The organism is Streptomyces sp. NPDC042364 (assembly GCF_056437585.1).
Map to the genome: position 1 here is coordinate 549,495 of NZ_JBWKAJ010000003.1, position 16,646 is coordinate 566,140.

Annotated in this window: 11 protein-coding genes; 1 reads left to right on the forward strand and 10 read right to left on the reverse strand. The window is 71.6% G+C overall.

What is annotated here, in order from left to right:
* Nucleotides 1-258: 258 nt before the first annotated feature.
* The 8 genes from AC067N_RS08990 to AC067N_RS09025 all read right to left on the reverse strand — a co-directional run bounded on the left by AC067N_RS08990 (nt 259) and on the right by AC067N_RS09025 (nt 12,204).
* Nucleotides 259-2,565, reverse strand: coding sequence for a HelD family protein (locus AC067N_RS08990; RefSeq protein ID WP_478678196.1), 2,307 nt, complete (start codon nt 2,563-2,565; stop codon nt 259-261).
* Nucleotides 2,566-2,682: 117 nt separating this feature from the next.
* Complete coding sequence (locus AC067N_RS08995) at nt 2,683-3,507, reverse strand: zf-HC2 domain-containing protein (RefSeq protein WP_478678197.1); 825 nt, start codon at nt 3,505-3,507, stop codon at nt 2,683-2,685.
* The gene (locus tag AC067N_RS09000) at nt 3,504-4,079 is read right to left on the reverse strand and encodes a sigma-70 family RNA polymerase sigma factor (protein ID WP_079049401.1); all 576 of its coding nucleotides are present in this window, start codon (nt 4,077-4,079) and stop codon (nt 3,504-3,506) included. Before AC067N_RS09000 ends, AC067N_RS08995 begins: the two co-directional genes overlap by 4 nt.
* 321 nt (nt 4,080-4,400) lie before the next feature.
* On the reverse strand, nt 4,401-4,997 hold the full coding sequence (locus AC067N_RS09005) for a CGNR zinc finger domain-containing protein (protein ID WP_478678198.1): 597 nt from the start codon (nt 4,995-4,997) through the stop codon (nt 4,401-4,403).
* 209 nt (nt 4,998-5,206) lie between these two features.
* A complete protein-coding gene (locus tag AC067N_RS09010) occupies nt 5,207-6,364 on the reverse strand; it encodes a uroporphyrinogen-III synthase (RefSeq protein WP_478678199.1) in 1,158 nt (385 codons plus the stop codon).
* 136 nt (nt 6,365-6,500) lie between these two features.
* Nucleotides 6,501-7,883: a nitrate/nitrite transporter gene (locus AC067N_RS09015; protein WP_478678200.1), complete on the reverse strand. Its 1,383-nt coding sequence runs from the start codon at nt 7,881-7,883 to the stop codon at nt 6,501-6,503.
* A gap of 186 nt (nt 7,884-8,069) precedes the next feature.
* Nucleotides 8,070-9,818, reverse strand: coding sequence for a fatty acyl-AMP ligase (locus AC067N_RS09020; RefSeq protein ID WP_478678201.1), 1,749 nt, complete (start codon nt 9,816-9,818; stop codon nt 8,070-8,072).
* A 151-nt stretch (nt 9,819-9,969) separates the two neighbouring features.
* The gene (locus AC067N_RS09025; protein WP_478678202.1) at nt 9,970-12,204 is read right to left on the reverse strand and encodes an MMPL family transporter; all 2,235 of its coding nucleotides are present in this window, start codon (nt 12,202-12,204) and stop codon (nt 9,970-9,972) included.
* A gap of 316 nt (nt 12,205-12,520) precedes the next feature.
* On the opposite strand from AC067N_RS09025, the gene AC067N_RS09030 reads away from it, so the two are divergent.
* Complete coding sequence (locus AC067N_RS09030) at nt 12,521-13,798, forward strand: acyltransferase family protein (protein ID WP_478678203.1); 1,278 nt, start codon at nt 12,521-12,523, stop codon at nt 13,796-13,798.
* A gap of 77 nt (nt 13,799-13,875) precedes the next feature.
* Here the strand turns inward: AC067N_RS09030 and AC067N_RS09035 are convergent, their stop codons facing one another.
* Nucleotides 13,876-15,504 carry a serine hydrolase domain-containing protein gene (locus tag AC067N_RS09035; protein ID WP_478678204.1) on the reverse strand — a complete coding sequence of 543 codons (1,629 nt, stop codon included), beginning with the start codon at nt 15,502-15,504 and terminating at the stop codon, nt 13,876-13,878.
* A 193-nt stretch (nt 15,505-15,697) separates the two neighbouring features.
* Nucleotides 15,698-16,450 (reverse strand): TetR/AcrR family transcriptional regulator, encoded by a 753-nt coding sequence (locus AC067N_RS09040; protein WP_478678205.1) that lies wholly within the window; start codon nt 16,448-16,450, stop codon nt 15,698-15,700.
* Nucleotides 16,451-16,646 lie beyond the last annotated feature (196 nt).

Genomic DNA, 16,646 nt, shown 5'->3' on the forward strand with positions numbered 1-16,646 from the left:
CACAGAGACGTGGACCTCTTCGCGTACCGCTGTGTCCAAGTGGCACCGACCCGCCATGCTCGCCTCGCGGCAAGTGGTCGCTCTGAGCGACGAAGGTTGGGCCCGGGGGCTTGGATCGAGCCGGTGCCACACCCAGGCTAACAGGCGCCCAAGGGTTCCGGGAGTTGGCGGTGCATCGGGGGGTGCGGGTGGTTCGTGGTCGCTCGCGCGCCTCCCCGCGCCCCTGGAAGGCAGGGGCTGCGCCCCGTGCGGCCCGCCTCAGTCCCGCAGCAGGTCCGGCACTCCCGTCGCGTCCGGGTCGTCCCGCTCCGCCGAGACGACCGTCAGCTGCTGGGTCGCCCTGGTGAGGGCCACGTACAGCACCCTCAGGCCGGCCGGTGACTCGTCGGCGATCTCCGCCGGGGAGACGACCACCGTCGCGTCGTACTCCAGGCCCTTCGCCTCCAGGCTGCCGAGCGCCACCACGCGGTCGCCGAGACCGGCGAGCCAGCGCGCGGCCTCCTCGCGGCGGTTCATGGCGACGACGACGCCCACCGTCCCGTCGACGAGGTCCAGCACCCGCGCGGCCTCCGCGCGGACCGTGCGGGCCAGGGTGTCGCGCTGGGCGATGACGAAGCGGGGCTCGACGCCGGTGGAGCGGACCGCGGAGGGGGATTCGGAGCCCGGCATCGCCAGCGCCAGCACCTTCGCGGCCAGTTCGGCGATCTCCGCCGGGTTGCGGTAGTTGACGGTCAGGGTGAAGCGACGGCGGGGCCGGTTGCCGAGCGCCTCGTCCCGCGCCTCGGCCGCCTCGTCCGGGTCCGACCAGGACGACTGCGCGGGGTCGCCGACCACCGTCCAGGTGGCGTGGCGGCCGCGACGGCCGACCATGCGCCACTGCATCGGCGTCAGGTCCTGCGCCTCGTCGACGATGATGTGCGCGTACTCGGTCCGTTCCTGGGCCAGCCGCTCGGCGCGCTCGCGCTGGGTCTCCTCGCGGACGGGCATCAGCTCCTCCAGGCCCGTGAGCTGGTCGAGCGGGTCGAGTTCGCGCTTCTTCCGGGGGCGGGCGGGCAGACCGAGGATCGCCTGGAGCTCGTCCAGCATGGCGACGTCGTGGACCGAGAGGCCGTCCCGCCTGAGGGAGCGGGCGACCCGGCGGACCTCGCCCGGGTTGAGGATGCGCCGGGCCCAGCGGCCGAGCCGGCGCTCGTCGGCCATGGCCGCGAGGACCGCGCGCGGCGTCAGCTCGGGCCACCAGGCGTCGAGGAACCCGGTGAAGTCGTCCTCGCTCGTGATGTCCTCGTCGAAGGAGGAGCGGAGTTCGGCGGCGAGTTCGGGGTCCGTGTGGCGGCCGGCCGCCCCCGAACGGTCCCACAGGGCGTCGAGGAGGAGCTTGCGGGCGCGGGGGCGCAGCAGGTTGACGGGGGCCGTGCCGCCGAGCGCGTTGCGGCGGATGCGGTCCAGGTCCCCGGCCTCCAGCTCCAGCCGGCGGCCGAAGGCGACGACGCGCAGTCGGGTGGGCGCGTCGCCCAGTTCCAGCGCGCCGCGGGCGGCCTTCCGCAGCACCTTCAGCATGCGGGAGGAGCCCTTGGCGCGGGCCACGGCCGGGGAGTCGTACAGGGTGGCCCCGGCCCCGCCTGCGTCTTCGGCGAGTGAGCCGATCGCGCGGATGGCGACCTGGCCCTCCTCGCCGAGGGAGGGCAGGACGCCCTCGGTGTACGCGACGAGCAGCGGGGTCGGGGAGACGATGAGGATGCCGCCCGCGTACCTGCGCCGGTCCTGGTAGAGGAGGTACGCGGCGCGGTGCAGGGCGACGGCCGTCTTGCCGGTGCCGGGCCCGCCCTCGACGTAGGTCACGGAGGCGGCGGGGGCGCGGATCACGAGGTCCTGCTCGGCCTGGATGGAGGCGACGATGTCGCGCATGGTGTGGCTGCGGGCCTGGCCGAGGGCGGCCATGAGGGCGCCGTCGCCGATGACGGGCAGCTCGTGGCCGTCGAGGTAGGCCGTCAGCTCGGGGCGCATCAGGTCGTCCTCGACGCCGAGCACCCTGCGGCCCTTGGAGCGGATGACGCGGCGGCGGACGACGCGGCCGGGGTCGACCGGGGTCGAGCGGTAGAAGGGGGCGGCGGCCGGGGCGCGCCAGTCGATGACCAGCGGCGCGTACTCCGAGTCCAGGACGCCGATACGGCCGATGTGGAGCGTCTCGGCGATGTCGGCGGTGTCGTCGGGGCGGACGGCGCCCTCGGCGGGTTCGACGGCGGTGTACGCGCCGTCCGGGCCCTTCTTGCCGTCCTTGCCGAGGAGGAGGTCGATCCGGCCGAAGAGGAAGTCCTCGAACTCGTTGTTCAGCCGGTTGAGGTGGATGCCCGCGCGGAAGACCTGGGCGTCGCGCTCGGCGAGCGCGCCGGGGGTACCGACCTGGCCGCGCTTGGCCGCGTCGTTCATCAGGAACTCGGCCTCGTGGATCTTCTCCTCGAGACGCCGGTACACCCGGTCCAGATGTTCCTGTTCGACGCCGATCTCCCGCTCGCGGACGGAGTCGTGAGCGGAGTCGAGCGTTTCCTGCTGAACCTGAGCGGCCACCCGGGCCCCCTTCTGACGTGCTGGGCAGCCGTCCACCGTACGCGACGGTAGCCCCCGGGGGGAACAGCCGGTGCCCCGCGCCCCCGGAAGACGGAGGGGACGCGGGGCACCGGTCGGTTACGCCTCGACCTGGACCAGCTTCTTGCCGGAGAAGGTCAGGACCTCGAAGTGGTCGATCTCGTCCGGGGTGAAGGCGGCGCCGCCCTCGACGTAGAGCGGGTTCCTGGCCTGCTCCGTCTTGGCGTTCTTGATGCCGTAACCCCAGTTCGGGACGGACCAGGAAGTGACCGTCTCACGCTCGCCGTTCTTGCCGACGGCGATCAGCGAGCACTTCTCCGGGCCCTTGACGTTCTTCAGCTCCAGGACCGCGTGGGTGCCCCACGCCTTCTCCTGGGTGGCGACCGTCGCGCTGACCTGGCTGGCCGCGTCCGTGGACGAGACCTTGTCCGCGGACTTGATCCCCATGAAGGCGTCCTTGGCGGGGTTGGCGGCCAGCGGTGTGGCCGACTTGCCCTCGTCGCCACCACCGGCCGTCGCGAACACCGCGGTCGGACCCGCGATGATCGCCGCGATACCGGCCGCCAGCATGAAGAAGTTGCGCCGGCTCTTCTTGGCCCGGTGCTGGACGACCTCGCCGACCAGCCGGTCCGAGAGCTTCGGGCTCGGTTTCGCCGCCAGGGACTCGCCGATCGCCGGTGTCCCCTGGGCCGCGGGCAGATCGGCGAGGGCGGCCAGCATCGGTTCCATGCCGGCCAGCTCGTCGAGCTGCTGACCGCACCACTCGCACGTGGCGAGATGTGCTTCGAATTGTGTGGCCTCGGCGTCGTCCAGTATCCCGAGGGCGTACGCGCCGACGGTTTCGTGGATGTTGTCGCCGGAACCTTGGGCTCCTTGCACAGACCCGGGCATTCCCGGTCCATACCCCCCGTAGATGTTGCTCATGCCGTCACCCCGCGCTCCTCCAGAGCCAGCTTCATCGACCGCAGGGCGTAGAACACCCGGGAGCGGACGGTTCCACTGGGGATGCCAAGCGTCTCGGCCGCCTCATTGACCGTACGCCCTTTGAAATAGGTCTCGACCAGGACTTCCCTGTGGGCAGGGGTCAGGTCGTCCAGCGCGTCCGACAGTGTCATCAGCCACAACGCCTTGTCGATCTCGTCCTCCGCGGGGATGACCTCCAGCGGCGACGGGTCGACCTCCTGCGGCCGGGCCTGCCGGCTGCGGTGGCCGTCGATGACGATGCGGCGTGCGACCGTCACCAGCCAGGGGCGTACCGATCCGGTCGCTCGATTGAGCTGACCGGCGTTCTTCCAGGCCCTGATGAGAGTTTCCTGCACAACGTCCTCGGCGCGTTGGCGGTCGCCCGCGACCAGACGCAGCACGTACGCGAGCAAGGGTCCAGCGTGCTCGCGGTACAGCGCGCGCATCAGCTCCTCGTCTGGCTCTGAGGGCTGTGATGCGCGATGTCGTGCCCTGTGCGGGCGGTCATCGGCCACAGCGGAATCCTTGCGCACGGCTACCTCCGGTGTCCGGGGGTTCCCCCAGTCGGTCGCTCACATCGGGATACGTAGGTAACCAGTTGTGTGTTCAGAGTCGAGCCACAACTTTCTCGATTAAACGTGGGGTTGGTGGGGCCCCTGAGGGACAAGCGCACCCAAACCGGTTTCAAAACCGGCACCGGAGGGCGGGAATTGTGAAGATGTGGATCTCAGGGTGTGAAAAACAGCACTGCTGCTTCTTTACGGCTGCGGGGCTGTTGCCCAACTGCTAGGCCCGGCAGGGGACATGGGCAATACGGCGCCAAGTGGGGGGAAGTGGGGCGGAAGGTGCGCGGTCTACGCGCGTGACAGGGCCGCGCGGCGGCGGTGGCGGGCCACGCGTTCGCGGTTGCCGCAGATCTCGCTGGAGCACCAGCGGCGGCGCCGGCCCCGGGACGTGTCGACGTACACGATGGGGCAGTTGTCGCCCGCGCACTGGCGCAGCCCCGCGCAGGCGACGGGATCGGTGAGCAACTCGACGGTGTCGCGGGCGAGGACGGCGAGGAGGGCCGCGCTGTCGGGGGTGTGCGCGAGGGTGCGGGTGAGGGTGCCGGTGTCCGTGCGGACGGCTCGGGGGGCGGGGGGCGCGGCGGTCGCCAGGTCGTTGATCCGGGCGAGGGAGGTGTCGTAGGCGAGGGCGTCGGACCGTGTGTCGGGGGGCGGGGTCGCGGTCGCGGCGGGGTGCACCAACCGGGCTATGTGGTCGCGCAGTTCCCTGAAGGCGGGGAGCCAGTCGGGGGTGATGTGGTCCAGGGGGGTGTCCTCGGGGACGAGGGCGGCGGCGGTGATCCAGCGGCGCAGGTGTGCGGGGGAGGTGAGTTGTTCCTCGGGGTGGATGGTGGCGAGGAGGTCCAGGCAGCGGTGGCCGCAGTCGAAGCGGGGGGTGTAGGACATGGGCCTGTCACCGCCTTGGGGTCACCGCGTCGGGGGGTTCAGGTGTTCGTACCCGTTACGGAGCCGTGTCGCACGTGGCCGCGCGCGGCGCCTGGTGCGGCGGCAGGCAAGAGCACGGGGCGCAGCCCCGGTCGCTTTTCAGGGGCGCGGGGAACTGCGCGGCAAGCCCCCACCACCCGCACCCGCCGAACCACGCGCGCCCCCTGCTACTAGGCGCCCGGCGCCCCGTACTTCGTGTCGGCCGCCGGGTCGAGCGCCAGCCGATAGCCCCGTTTCACCACCGTCTGGATGAGCTTCGGCGCGCCCAGCGCCGTGCGGAGGCGGGCCATCGCCGTCTCCACGGCGTGTTCGTCGCGGCCGGCGCCGGGGAGGGCCTTGAGGAGTTCGGAGCGGGGGACGACCCAGCCGGGGCGGCGGCCCAGGGCGCGGAGCAGGGACATGCCGGCGGGCGGGACGGGGCGCAGCGCGCCGTCGACCAGGACCGCGTGGCCGCGGATCTCCACGCGGTGCCCGGCGATGGGGAGGGTGCGGGCGCGGGCGGGGAGTTCCTGGCAGAGGAGCTGGACGAGGGGACCGAGGCGGAACCGCTCGGGCTGGACGGTGTCGATGCCGTGGGCCTGGAGCGGAAGGGCCGTCACCGGGCCGACACAGGCGGGGAGTACGTCGTGGTTGAGGGCGTTCAGCAGTTCCGGGAGGAGTCCCCTGTCCTCCGCGCGGGACAGCAGCGAGGCCGCCGCGGGCGCGCTGGTGAAGGTGAGGGCGTCGACGCCGCGGCCGACCGTCGCCTCGAGGAGGCGGTCGACCGGGGTGAGGTCCTCCGGCGGCAGCCAGCGGTAGACGGGGACGCCCACGACCTCCGCTCCGGCGGCCCGGAGCGACTCCACGAAGCCGGGCAGGGGTTCGCCGTGGAGCTGGACGGCGATGCGGCGGCCCTCGACACCCTGCTCCAGCAGTCGGTCCAGTACCTCGGCCATCGATTCGGAGGAGGGTGACCACTCCTCGGTGAGGCCGGCGGCGCGCACCGCGCCCTTCACCTTCGGTCCGCGCGCCAGGACTTCGACACCGCGCAGGCGGTCCAGGAGTGCCTCGCCGAGGCCCCAGCCGTCGGCCGCCTCGATCCAGCCGCGGAAACCGATGGCGGTGGTGGCCACCACGATGTCGGGTGCCTGGGCGAGGAGGTCCTTGGTGGCGGCGAGCAGTTCGCTGTCGTCGGAGAGCGGCACGATGCGGAGGGCCGGCGCGTGGAGGACGGACGCTCCGCGACGCTGGAGCAGGGCCCCCAGTTCGTCGGCGCGGCGCGCGGCCGTCACGCCCACCGTGAACCCCGCCAGGGGGCCGTGGTCTGGTCGCTGCTGTTCGTCGTACATGGTTCTCGTCCCGCCCGAGTCGTAGTACCTGGCTCTGGCACCTACATGCCGAACGAGCCTGTCAACGCTGCGTGACAGGCTCGGTTCGGGTTGATGTCGCTGGTGTTACGTCACTCGTGTCACGCCATGGGCGATGTCACACCTCGGCGTAGCTGAGCTGCGGCTTCGCCTCCGTCTCGGCCGCCGCCGTGACCGCCTTGGCCGCCGGGCGGCGAAGGTATACGGCCCAGGTCACCGCGAAGCACACCCCGTAGAAGGCGAGGAAGCTGACGAAGGCGCCGGTGCCGGAGCCGACCGTGAGGAAGGACTGGCGGAAGGCCAGGTTGATGCCGAGGCCGCCGAGCGCGCCCACCGCTCCGATGATGCCCATCGAGGCACCGGAGAGACGGCGTCCGTAGGCCGCGGCCTCCTCGCCCCGGAGCCCCTTGGCGAGGGCCTTCGCCTGGAAGATGCCCGGGATCATCTTGAAGGTGGAGCCGTTGCCGATTCCGGTGAGGACGAAGAGCGCGATGAACGCCGCGGTGAACAGCGGCAGCGACTTCTGCATGGAGGCGACGACGATGACCCCGGTGGCGCCGGCCATGGCGACGTAGTTCCACAGGGTGATCTTGGCGCCGCCGTACCGGTCGGCGAGGGCGCCGCCCACGGGGCGGATCAGCGAGCCGAGCAGCGGGCCGATGAAGGTGACGTACGCGGACTGCAGCGGCGTACGGCCGAACTGGGTCTGCAGGACGAGTCCGAAGGCGAAGCTGTAGCCGATGAAGGAGCCGAAGGTGCCGATGTAGAGGAAGGACATGATCCAGGTGTGAGCCTCCTTCACGGCGTCCTTGGCGGCTCCGGTGTCGTTCTTGACGGACGCGATGTTGTCCATCTTGAGCCAGGCGAGGACCGCGGCGATGACGATGAACGGGATGTAGATCCCGAGCAGGACGCGCGGGCCGCCGCTGGCGCCGATGACGGCGAGACCGATGAGCTGCACGACCGGGACGCCGATGTTGCCGCCGCCCGCGTTGAGGCCGAGCGCCCAGCCCTTCTTCCGCAGCGGGAAGAAGGCGTTGATGTTGGTCATGGAGGAGGCGAAGTTGCCGCCGCCGATACCGGCGAGCATCGCGCAGACCAGGAACGTGTTGAACGAGGTCCCCGGCTCCATCACGACGAAGGCCGCGACGGTCGGGACGAGCAGCAGGCTCGCCGAGACGACCGTCCAGTTGCGGCCGCCGAAGATCGCCACCGCGAAGGTGTACGGGATGCGCACGATGGCGCCGACCAGGGTGGCCATCGACACGATGAAGAACTTGTCGGCCGGGGTGAGCCCGTACTCGGGGCCCATGAAGAGGACCATCACCGACCAGACGGTCCAGATGGAGAAGCCGATGTGCTCGGAGAGGACGGAGAAGATCAGGTTGCGGCGGGCGACCTTCTCGCCGGTCTCGTTCCAGAAGGCCTCGTCCTCCGGATCCCAGTGCTGGATCCAGCGGCCTCCCCTACTGGCAGCGGGGGCTGTGCTCGGGGCTGTCATGACGCCTCCACGGTTCTCCGGGCTCGGATTCTTGCTGGGGGGTGATGGCTTGTGAGTCCCGAAGGTAGGGAGGGCGCGTTTCCGCGCTGTGGCACCGGGTGACCGGAAAGGAACTTTGCTCTCACGATGCCGGGGGCCCGCCGGTGAGGAAAGCGCTCGCACGGGCGGGCCCCGAGGTGGCACCGCTCAGTCGGCGACGACCCCCAGTTCCCCGTCCAGGTAGAGCTTCCGGCAGCCCCGCCGCTGCACCTTCCCGCTGGTGGTACGGGGCAGGGCCCCCCTCCGTATGACCACGACGTCGTCGGCCCTCAGCCGCTGCCCGTCGTACACGGCCGCCCGGACGCGCTCGCGCAGCTCCGCCGCGCCGACCTCGCGGAGCACCCTCCCGTCGGTCTCGACGACCACCACCAGCCGTTCCCGCTCCCCGTCGTCCACGGAGAACGCCGCCGCGCAGTTCGGCCGCAGCCCCGGCACCGCCGACTCCGCGGACAGTTCGATGTCCTGGGGGTAGAAGTTCCGTCCGTTGCGGATGACGACGTCCTTGAGGCGTCCCGCGACGAACAGCTCCCCTTCGTGGAGGAAGCCCAGGTCGCCCGTGCGGAGGTGGGTGCGCGCCCCGCTCTCCCCCGCGATCCGGCCCCCGAACGCCTCCTCGGTCTCCCGCGGGCGTTCCCGGTAGCCGAGGGCGACGCACGGTCCGTGGATCCAGATCTCGCCCAGACGGCCGGGCTGGCGAGGAGTGCGGGTGGCCGGGTCGACCACCCGGACGCGGGTGGTGGCCGACGGGAAGCCGGAGCCGACCAGCGGCCGGGCGCCGGGTGCCGTCTCCCCGACGATCTCCAGGCGGCCTTCCTGGAGGGCCGTCGAGGACACCCACAGCACGGTGGGCGGCCGGTCCGCGGGGCTCGCCGTCGCCTTCAGGGTGTTCTCGGCCAGCCCGTAGCCGGGGGTCATGGCCTCGGGGGCGAACCCGTACGGGGCGAACGTCTCGGTGAAGTCCCGCACCGCCCGCCAGCGCACCGGTTCGGCCCCGTTCGCCGCGACCCGCCACGACGAGAGGTCCAGGTCGGCGTCCTCGGCGCCGCGCAGCGCGCTCACGCACAGCTCGTACGCGAAGCTCGGCGCGGCGGCGTGGGTGCCCCGGTAGGTGGAGAGGGCCTCCAGCCAGCGCAGCGGGCGGCGGATGAAGGCGGCCGGCTCCATGAGGTACGCGGGGATGCCGGAGCAGAGCGGCAGGAGGATGCCGAAGAGCATGCCCATGTCGTGGAAGAGGGGAAGCCAGGAGACGACGACGCCGTCGGGGCCGGTGGGCCAGATGTCCTCGGTCTCGGTGACGTTGGCGAGGAAGTTGGCGTGGGAGACCATCACGCCCTTGGGGTCGCCGGTGGAACCGGAGGTGTACTGGAGCAGGGCGATGTCGTCGGGGAGCGGGGCGGGGCCGGGCCGGTCGGCCGGGGCGGCGGGCAGTGCCTCGGTGTCGATGAGGGTGAGGCCGGCCAGTTCGGGGAGGCCGGCGAACTGCCGCTCCAGGTCGGCCTTGAGTGCCGCGGTGGTGAGGATGGTGGTCGTGCCCGCGTCGTCGGCGATCCGGCGCAGCCGCTGCACGCCGCGCCGGCGGGTGGGGACCTGTACGGGGGCGGCGGCGACCCTGGCGTACATGCAGCCCAGCAGCGACCGGATGAACTCCAGGCCCGAGGGCAGGAGGAGCAGGACGCTGTCGCCCGCTTCGAGGCCGGCGGCGGTCAGGGACGCGGCCCGGGCGCGGGCGTCGGTCTCCAGCTGCCGGTAGGTGAGGGAGCCGTCGGGGGTCTCGCCCTCGCGGAGGTGGATGAACGCGATCTCGTCGGGCTGTTCGACGCTGCGCAGGCGCAGGGCCTCGGTCACCGTGGTGACGGAGGTGGCCCGGGGCGGGGCGAGCGTGCCGGCAAGAGCCATGGTGATGGTCCTTTTCTTCGGTCGTTGATGAGGTGCGACTTCAGGAAGGGACCGCGACGGTGGGGGTCGGGAGGGGGGTGCCGAGGCGTGCGCGGGGAGGGGGCCCGCCCGGCGGCCTGGGGAGCCGCCGGGCAGGCCCGTCGTTCCGGGGTCAGTCGACGAAGGAGGGTTCGCGCTTGCGCTGGTGCGGGATCGCCCCGCGGTGGCCGGTGGCGAGCCTGGCGCCCTCGACGTCCATGTCGGGCAGGACGGCGTTCAGCCAGCGGGGCAGCCACCAGGCGGAGCGGCCGAGGAGGGCGAGGACGGCGGGCACGATGGCCATCCGGACGACGAAGGCGTCGAAGAGGACGGCGACGGCGAGGCCGAAGCCGATCATCTTGACGAAGTCGTTGGCGTCCAGGATGAAGCCGGAGAAGACGCTCGCCATGATGATCGCGGCGGCGGCGACCACCCGGCCGCCGTGCCGGAAGCCGGTGACGACCGCCTCACCGGGCTGCTCGCCGTGGACGAAGGCCTCGCGCATCCGGGTGACGAGGAAGACCTCGTAGTCCATGGCGAGACCGAAGACGACGCCGATCATGAAGATCGGCATGGTGCTCATGATCGGTCCGGGCTGGTCGATGCCGAAGACGTCCTTGAGCCAGCCCCACTGGAAGACGGCGACGACGGCGCCGAGTGCCGCGGTCACCGACAGCAGGAAGCCGAGGGCCGCCTTGAGCGGGACCAGGACCGAGCGGAAGACGAGGACGAGCAGGACGAAGGCGAGGCCGACGACCAGCGCGAGGTACGGGACCATCGCGTCGTCGAGGGTCTGCGAGAAGTCGATGAACAGGGCGGTCTGGCCGGTGACGAGGACGGTCGCGCCGAGTTCCGCCTTGAATCCGGCGGCGGAGTCGCGGATCGAGTGGACCAGCTCCTCGGTCTTCCCCTCGGTCGGGCCGGTCGTCGGGATGACGTTGACCATCGCCGTGTCGCCCGCCTTGTTGACGCTGGCGGGGCTGACGGAGGCGACACCGGGCTTCCCCGCCAGTTCCTTGCCGACCCGGTCGGCGGCGGTCTTGGCGTCCTTGGCCTCGACGGTGAGCAGCAGCGGGCCGTTGAAGCCGGCGCCGAAGGAATCCGACAGCATGTCGTAGGCCTTGCGCTGGGTGGTGTCCTCGGCCATCGTGCCCTCGCCGGGCAGCCCCAGCTCGAGGCTGGCCGCGGGGACGGCGAGGGTGCCGAGGCCGATGACGCCGAGGAGCAGGACGGCGACCGGGTGGCGCAGCACCCAGCCGGCCCAGCGGGAGCCGAGGTTGGGCCGGGCCTTGGCGGCGCGCTTGGCGGCCTTGCGCCGCTGGCGGGCGCTGAGCGGCTTGCCGGAGTACTTCTTGCGCTCACGGCGGGGCAGCGTCTTGAACGGGGCGTAGCCGAGCAGCGCCGGGACGAAGGTGATGGCGATGAGCACGGCGACGGCGACCGTGCCGGCCGCGGCGAGGCCCATCTTGGTGAGCATCGGGATGTTGACGACGGCGAGTCCGGCGAGGGCGACGATGACGGTCAGGCCCGCGAAGACGACGGCGGATCCCGCGGTTCCGATGGCGCGTCCGGCGGCCTCCTCGCGCTCCCGGCCCTCGGCCATCTCGGAGCGGTAGCGGGAGACGATGAACAGGGCGTAGTCGATGCCGACGGCCAGGCCGATCATCAGGGCCAGCGTCGATGTCGTGCTGGACAGGCCGAGGGTGGAGCCGAGCGCGGTGATGCCGCTGATGCCGACGCCGACGCCGATGACGGCGGTCAGCAGGGACATGCCGGCGGCGACCATCGAACCGAAGGTCAGCAGCAGGACGACGGCGGAGACCAGGATGCCGAGGGACTCGGCGTTGTTCTTGGCGGCCTCCACGGCGACGGCGTCACCGCCCGCCTCGACGGTCAGTCCGCTCTTGCGGGCGTCCGCCGTGGCGTCGGTGAGGGCGTCCTTCGCCTTGTCGGTCAGCTCGGTGGCGGCGACCTCGTAGAGGACGGTCGCGTAGGCGGTGGTGCCGTCCTTGCTGACGGCTCCCGCCTGGTAGGGGTCGGCGACGCCCTTGACCAGGGGCGCCTTGGCGAGGTCGGCGAGGAGCTGCTCGACCTTGGCCTTCTGGCCGGGGTCGGAGATCTTGCCCTCGGGGGCGCGGACGACCACGCGGGCGGTGGCGCCGTCCGCGCTCGCGTCGGGGAAGCGCTCCTTGAGCAGGTCGAAGGCTTTCTGTGACTCGGTGCCCGGCATGGAGAAGGTGTCGGCGGGCGGCGCCGGCGCGGCGGAGGCGGCATAGCCCACGCCCACCAGGATCAGCAGCCACAACAGTGTCGTCCGGCCTCGCCGTCGGAAGGCGAGTCGGCCCAGTTTGTAGAGGAACGTAGCCACGGCGAAGGGGACTCCCGTCGGGTTCGCTGGGTGGGGGTCGGAAACTCCGAGAACTCCGAAAACTCGGCCACCTTAACAAACCGCTTGAGCGGTTTGGTCAGTTCAGGGAAGTGCACGGATCGGACACTTGAACATCGGCACGACGTGGGGCAGTTGCCCTTCCCCGCAGATGGCCAGGCCAGGGCGGTGCGGCGGGGCGACCGAGGGGAGCGGAGGGCGAACGACCACTTTTCGCCAATCTGGAAAACCGCGTGAGCGGTTTGTTAGCGTCCCGGCCAACGTCAGCACCGCCCTACCGAACGAGAGGCCCTTCGCCGTGACCACTTCCCTGGACAGACCTCGGCCGGCACCGCCGGTCAGCGCCGTGCCCGGCGCCAAGGAGTCCCCCGTACGGGCCGAGCGGACCTTCGAGCCCGCCGTGGACGGCCTGCGCGCGATCGCGACGCTGATGGTGCTCGTCGCGCACCTCGCGCAGTGGACCGGGGCGCTCATCGACAAGACCGGCAAGCCGGGGCCCTTCGCCCCGGTGATGACGGGCTTCCTGGTGGCGATCCCGATCTTCCTGATCATCAGCGGCTATCTGCTCTACCGCCCGTGGGCCGACGCCGCGCTCGGCGGCCGCAAGCAGCCGAACACGCTGCACTACTACTGGCACCGCGTCCTGCGCATCTTCCCGGCCTACTGGCTGTTCATGGTCACCGCGCTGCTGGTGTTCAACCGGGAGCAGCTCGGCGACGGGTGGCGCACGCTGCGGCTGCTGACCGTGCAGCACGTGCAGAACTGGGAGGACCTGCGCACCGATCCGGGCATGACCAACTGGGCGCAGACCTGGAGCCTCGCCACCGAGGTGCACTACTACATCGCCCTGCCCGCGGCGGCGTTCGTGCTGCACAAGGTGCTGCGCGCGACGAAGAGCCTGAAGCTGGCGGGGGCGCTGCTCACCGCGGTGATCGTGGCCGACTTCACCTGGCTGGTCGCCACCAGCCCGTCGAGCCCGCTGGGCCCGCCGTCGCTGTGGTGGCTGCGCGGCTACCTCGGGTTCCTCGCGGCGGGGATGCTGCTCGCGCTGGTCGCCGCGAAGGCCCGCACCGGGCAGCGGCCGGCGTTCGTGGAGTTCGTCCGCACCTACCCGTGGGCCCTGTGGGGTGCGGCGGCGGTGGCGTTCGCGCTGTCCAACACGGACTGGGCGGGCAGCATCGCGTCGATCGTGCTCACGAAGGACGAGGCCGCGCTCAAGTACGTCTGCCACATGGTGGTCGCGGTGGGGCTCGCGGCGCCGTTGCTGCTGGCGCAGGGCAGCGGGCCCGAGCGGTTGCTGTCCCGGCCGGTGATCGTGTGGCTCGGGCGGAACTCCTGCGGGATGTTCCTGTGGCACCTGATCATCATGCAGGTCACCGTCTGGTACCTGATGGACAGTGACTTCGGGCAGCTGGGGACGGGGGCGTTCTTCGCTCTGCTGCCGTTCGTGCTGGCGCTGTCGGTGCTGGCGGGGTGGCTGTCGTACACCTTCGTCGAGATGCCGCTGCTGCGGCGGTTCCGGATCCGGTCGCACCGGCCGATCGCCGAGCCGGAGAAGCGGACGGCCCGGGTGTGAGCCTGCACCACGACGCCGGGCGCCGGTCCCACAGGGGGACCGGCGCTCGCGTGCCGCGGCCCCGCGGGCCCGGGGGATCACGCCGTCTTCGGGGCCGCCCGCATGCCGATGTACGCGCACTTGGTGCCGTCGGCGAGGGTGGAGAAGACGACCGGCATCCAGTCCTCGGCGAAGGAGGCACCGCCGCCCGCGCCGGCGTAGACCGTGTCGGAGAGGGGGACCAGCTCCATCTCCAGGTCCGGGGAGTAGCCGGCCATGCCGTCGACGAAGGCGTACACCAGGTGGGGCCTGCCGTCGCGCTCGGAGACCGTGATGAGGACGCCCTCGCGCTTGTAGGTGCCGGTCCAGGGGGTGATGTCGACGGCGGGCGGCTGCTCGGCGGGCGCGAACGGGGCCGGCACGGCCACGCCCGCGAGGTCGGCGAGGAGTTCGCGCAGCAGGTCGGCGTAGAGGAGGCGGGAGCCGCCGCCGTTGGTGAGGAGCGCGACGGCGACACCGGCGCCGGGCACCACGCGGAGGTAGGCGTACTGGCCGATGGAGGCGCCGTCGTGGCCGAAGCCGGGCACGCCGTCCCAGTCGTAGAGGGTCCAGCCGAGGCCCCAGCCGTCGGCGCTCACCGTCCACTTGTCGGGCACGTCCGTCTCGCGCTGCTGCATCGCGGCGACCGAGTCGGGGCCGAGGATCGGTGTGCCGTCGGCCGCCCTGCCGCCGTCGAGGTGCAGCTTGGCGAAGCGGACGAGGTCACCGGCGGTGGCGCAGACGCGGGCGGCGGGGCCGGCGGCGCGCGGCATCAGGTCCCAGGCCGGGGCGAGCGTCTGCTCACCGTCCGGCCCGGCGAGATGTCCCATCGCCGCGCGGAACGGCAGGACCTCCTCGGGGAGCGTCATCGTGTGGGTGAGGGCGAGCGGGGTGAGCAGCCGGTCCTTGAGCGCCTGGTCCCAGGTGGTGCCGGTCAGCACCTCGACGATGCGGCCGAGCACCACGTACCCGATACCGCTGTACGACACGGCCGTGCCCGGCGGGCAGTCCATCGCCACGCCCTTGGCGGCCTCGACGTACTTGGCCAGGCTGTCGTCGCCGCGCCCGGTGTCGAGGTGGAAGTCGCAGGTCAGGCCGCTGGTGTGGGACAGGAGCATCCGGGTGGTGATGACCTTGGTGGCCTCCGGGTCGATGGTCGCGAACTCCGGCAGGACGGAGACGACGGGGGCGTCCAGGTCGAGGTCGCCGGACTCGACCAGCTGCATGATCAGTGCGGCCGTGTAGACCTTGGCGATCGAGCCGAGCTGGAAGACGGAGTCGGTGGTGGCCTCCACCCCGGTCTGCCGGTTGAGGACACCGCTGGCCAGCTCCTGCACCTCGTCGTCGACCACGAAGGCGAGGGTCGCGCCGGGCACGTCGTGCTCCTCGCGCAGCTCGTCGAGGCGGCGCTGCCAGTGGCCGAGGTCGATCCGGCGGCCGGTGGCCAGCTCGACCACGTCGGCGACGGGGGCCGGGGTCCCGGCGGTGGCCACGGCGGCCGGGGCGGCCGGTGCCGGATGCGGCCTGCCGAAGGTGTCCTGCGTGGTGTCCCAGGAGCCGGAGGCGCCCTCCATCCGCCAGGTGCCGGTCAGGCCCCAGCTGTCGCTGGCCTCCCAGCTGCCGGTCGCCCTCCAGGTGCGGAGGTCGTTCCACTTCGAGCCCTGCGTCTGCTGCGCCTTCTTCGCCATGGCGTGTCCTTTGGAGGGTTGGGATACCGAGGGCCTTGCTCCGGCCACACGTTGTGCGGCGTGATGAACACTGTACGGAGTGCGTACAGTGTTCGCAAGTCCGCACGGCGTTCATAACCAGCCAAAGAGAAACCGCCCACGGCCGGGACGAGACGCCGTGGACGGTTGGCCGAAAGCCCGGGTCGGGGGGCGCTCAGCCGGTCGCGGCCCCCTTCCGGGGCCCCCGGTCGAGGCGGGACCGGAGGCCGTCCAGGACCCAGTCGAGGCCGTAGCCGAAGTTGTCCACGAGGACCTCGGACGAGCGGCCGCCCTGCTGCGCGGTGTAGCGCCGGCGGAGGTGCGGATAGTCGCGTGTGGCCTGTTCGACGGCCGGCCACACCTTGCGCGTCCAGTCCTCCTGACTCTGCCCGCTGCGGGCGAGCATGGTGAGCCAGGCGGCTTCGCTGGTGGTCATGCCGATCACATAGGCGAAGATGATCCGCACCACGTGGTCGGCCTGTTCCAGGTCGAAGCCCGCCTCCTCCAGCATGGCGAGCATGCCCTCGGTGAGCCGCATCGAGTTCGGCCCCAGGGAGACGCCCACCTCGCCCAGCATCGGGGCGATCCAGGGGTGGCGCAAGATCGTCGAGCGAACACTGTGGGCACAGGCCGACGCCGCCGCCCGCCAGTCCTTCGCCGCGTCCGGACCGGGGACCTCCATCTCGCCGTAGACATGGTCCACGACCAGCTCGATCAGTTCGTCCTTGCTCGCCACGTGCGAGTACATCGAGGTCGCGCCCGCGTTCAGCCGGGTGCCGAGGCGGCGCATGCTCAGCGCGGCGGCGCCCTCCTCGTCCAGCAGGCGTACGGCCTCGGCCACGATGGCGTCCCGGCTCAGCGCGGGCTGCTCGCGCTTCTGGCGGCGCGGGCGGGTCCACACCGACTGGATCACCTGGTTCTCGGACATACGGCCTCCTCGTCTTTCCCGGGTTTCAGGGTAACGGCATCGTGAAACACCGTACGGACCTTGCGAACAGCGTACGCTCCTCGTACGGTGTTCGGCGAGCGCACGCCGTGCGGAGATCTGACGGAGCGACCGACCGGAAGGCGTCCGGTGCGCGCGGCTCGAAGGCGTCCGGCACGGGCGGCGTGAAACCGACTGG

Bases quoted from the DNA above. Each gene is read 5' to 3' on its own strand.
- AC067N_RS09005 (WP_478678198.1), bottom strand. From the start codon at position 4,997: ATGTCCTACACCCCCCGCTTCGACTGCGGCCACCGCTGCCTGGACCTC.
- AC067N_RS09015 (WP_478678200.1), bottom strand. From the start codon at position 7,883: ATGACAGCCCCGAGCACAGCCCCCGCTGCCAGTAGGGGAGGCCGCTGG.
- AC067N_RS09035 (WP_478678204.1), bottom strand. From the start codon at position 15,504: ATGGCGAAGAAGGCGCAGCAGACGCAGGGCTCGAAGTGGAACGACCTC.
- AC067N_RS09010 (WP_478678199.1), bottom strand. From the start codon at position 6,364: ATGTACGACGAACAGCAGCGACCAGACCACGGCCCCCTGGCGGGGTTC.
- AC067N_RS08995 (WP_478678197.1), bottom strand. From the start codon at position 3,507: ATGAGCAACATCTACGGGGGGTATGGACCGGGAATGCCCGGGTCTGTG.
- AC067N_RS09020 (WP_478678201.1), bottom strand. From the start codon at position 9,818: ATGGCTCTTGCCGGCACGCTCGCCCCGCCCCGGGCCACCTCCGTCACC.
- AC067N_RS09040 (WP_478678205.1), bottom strand. From the start codon at position 16,450: ATGTCCGAGAACCAGGTGATCCAGTCGGTGTGGACCCGCCCGCGCCGC.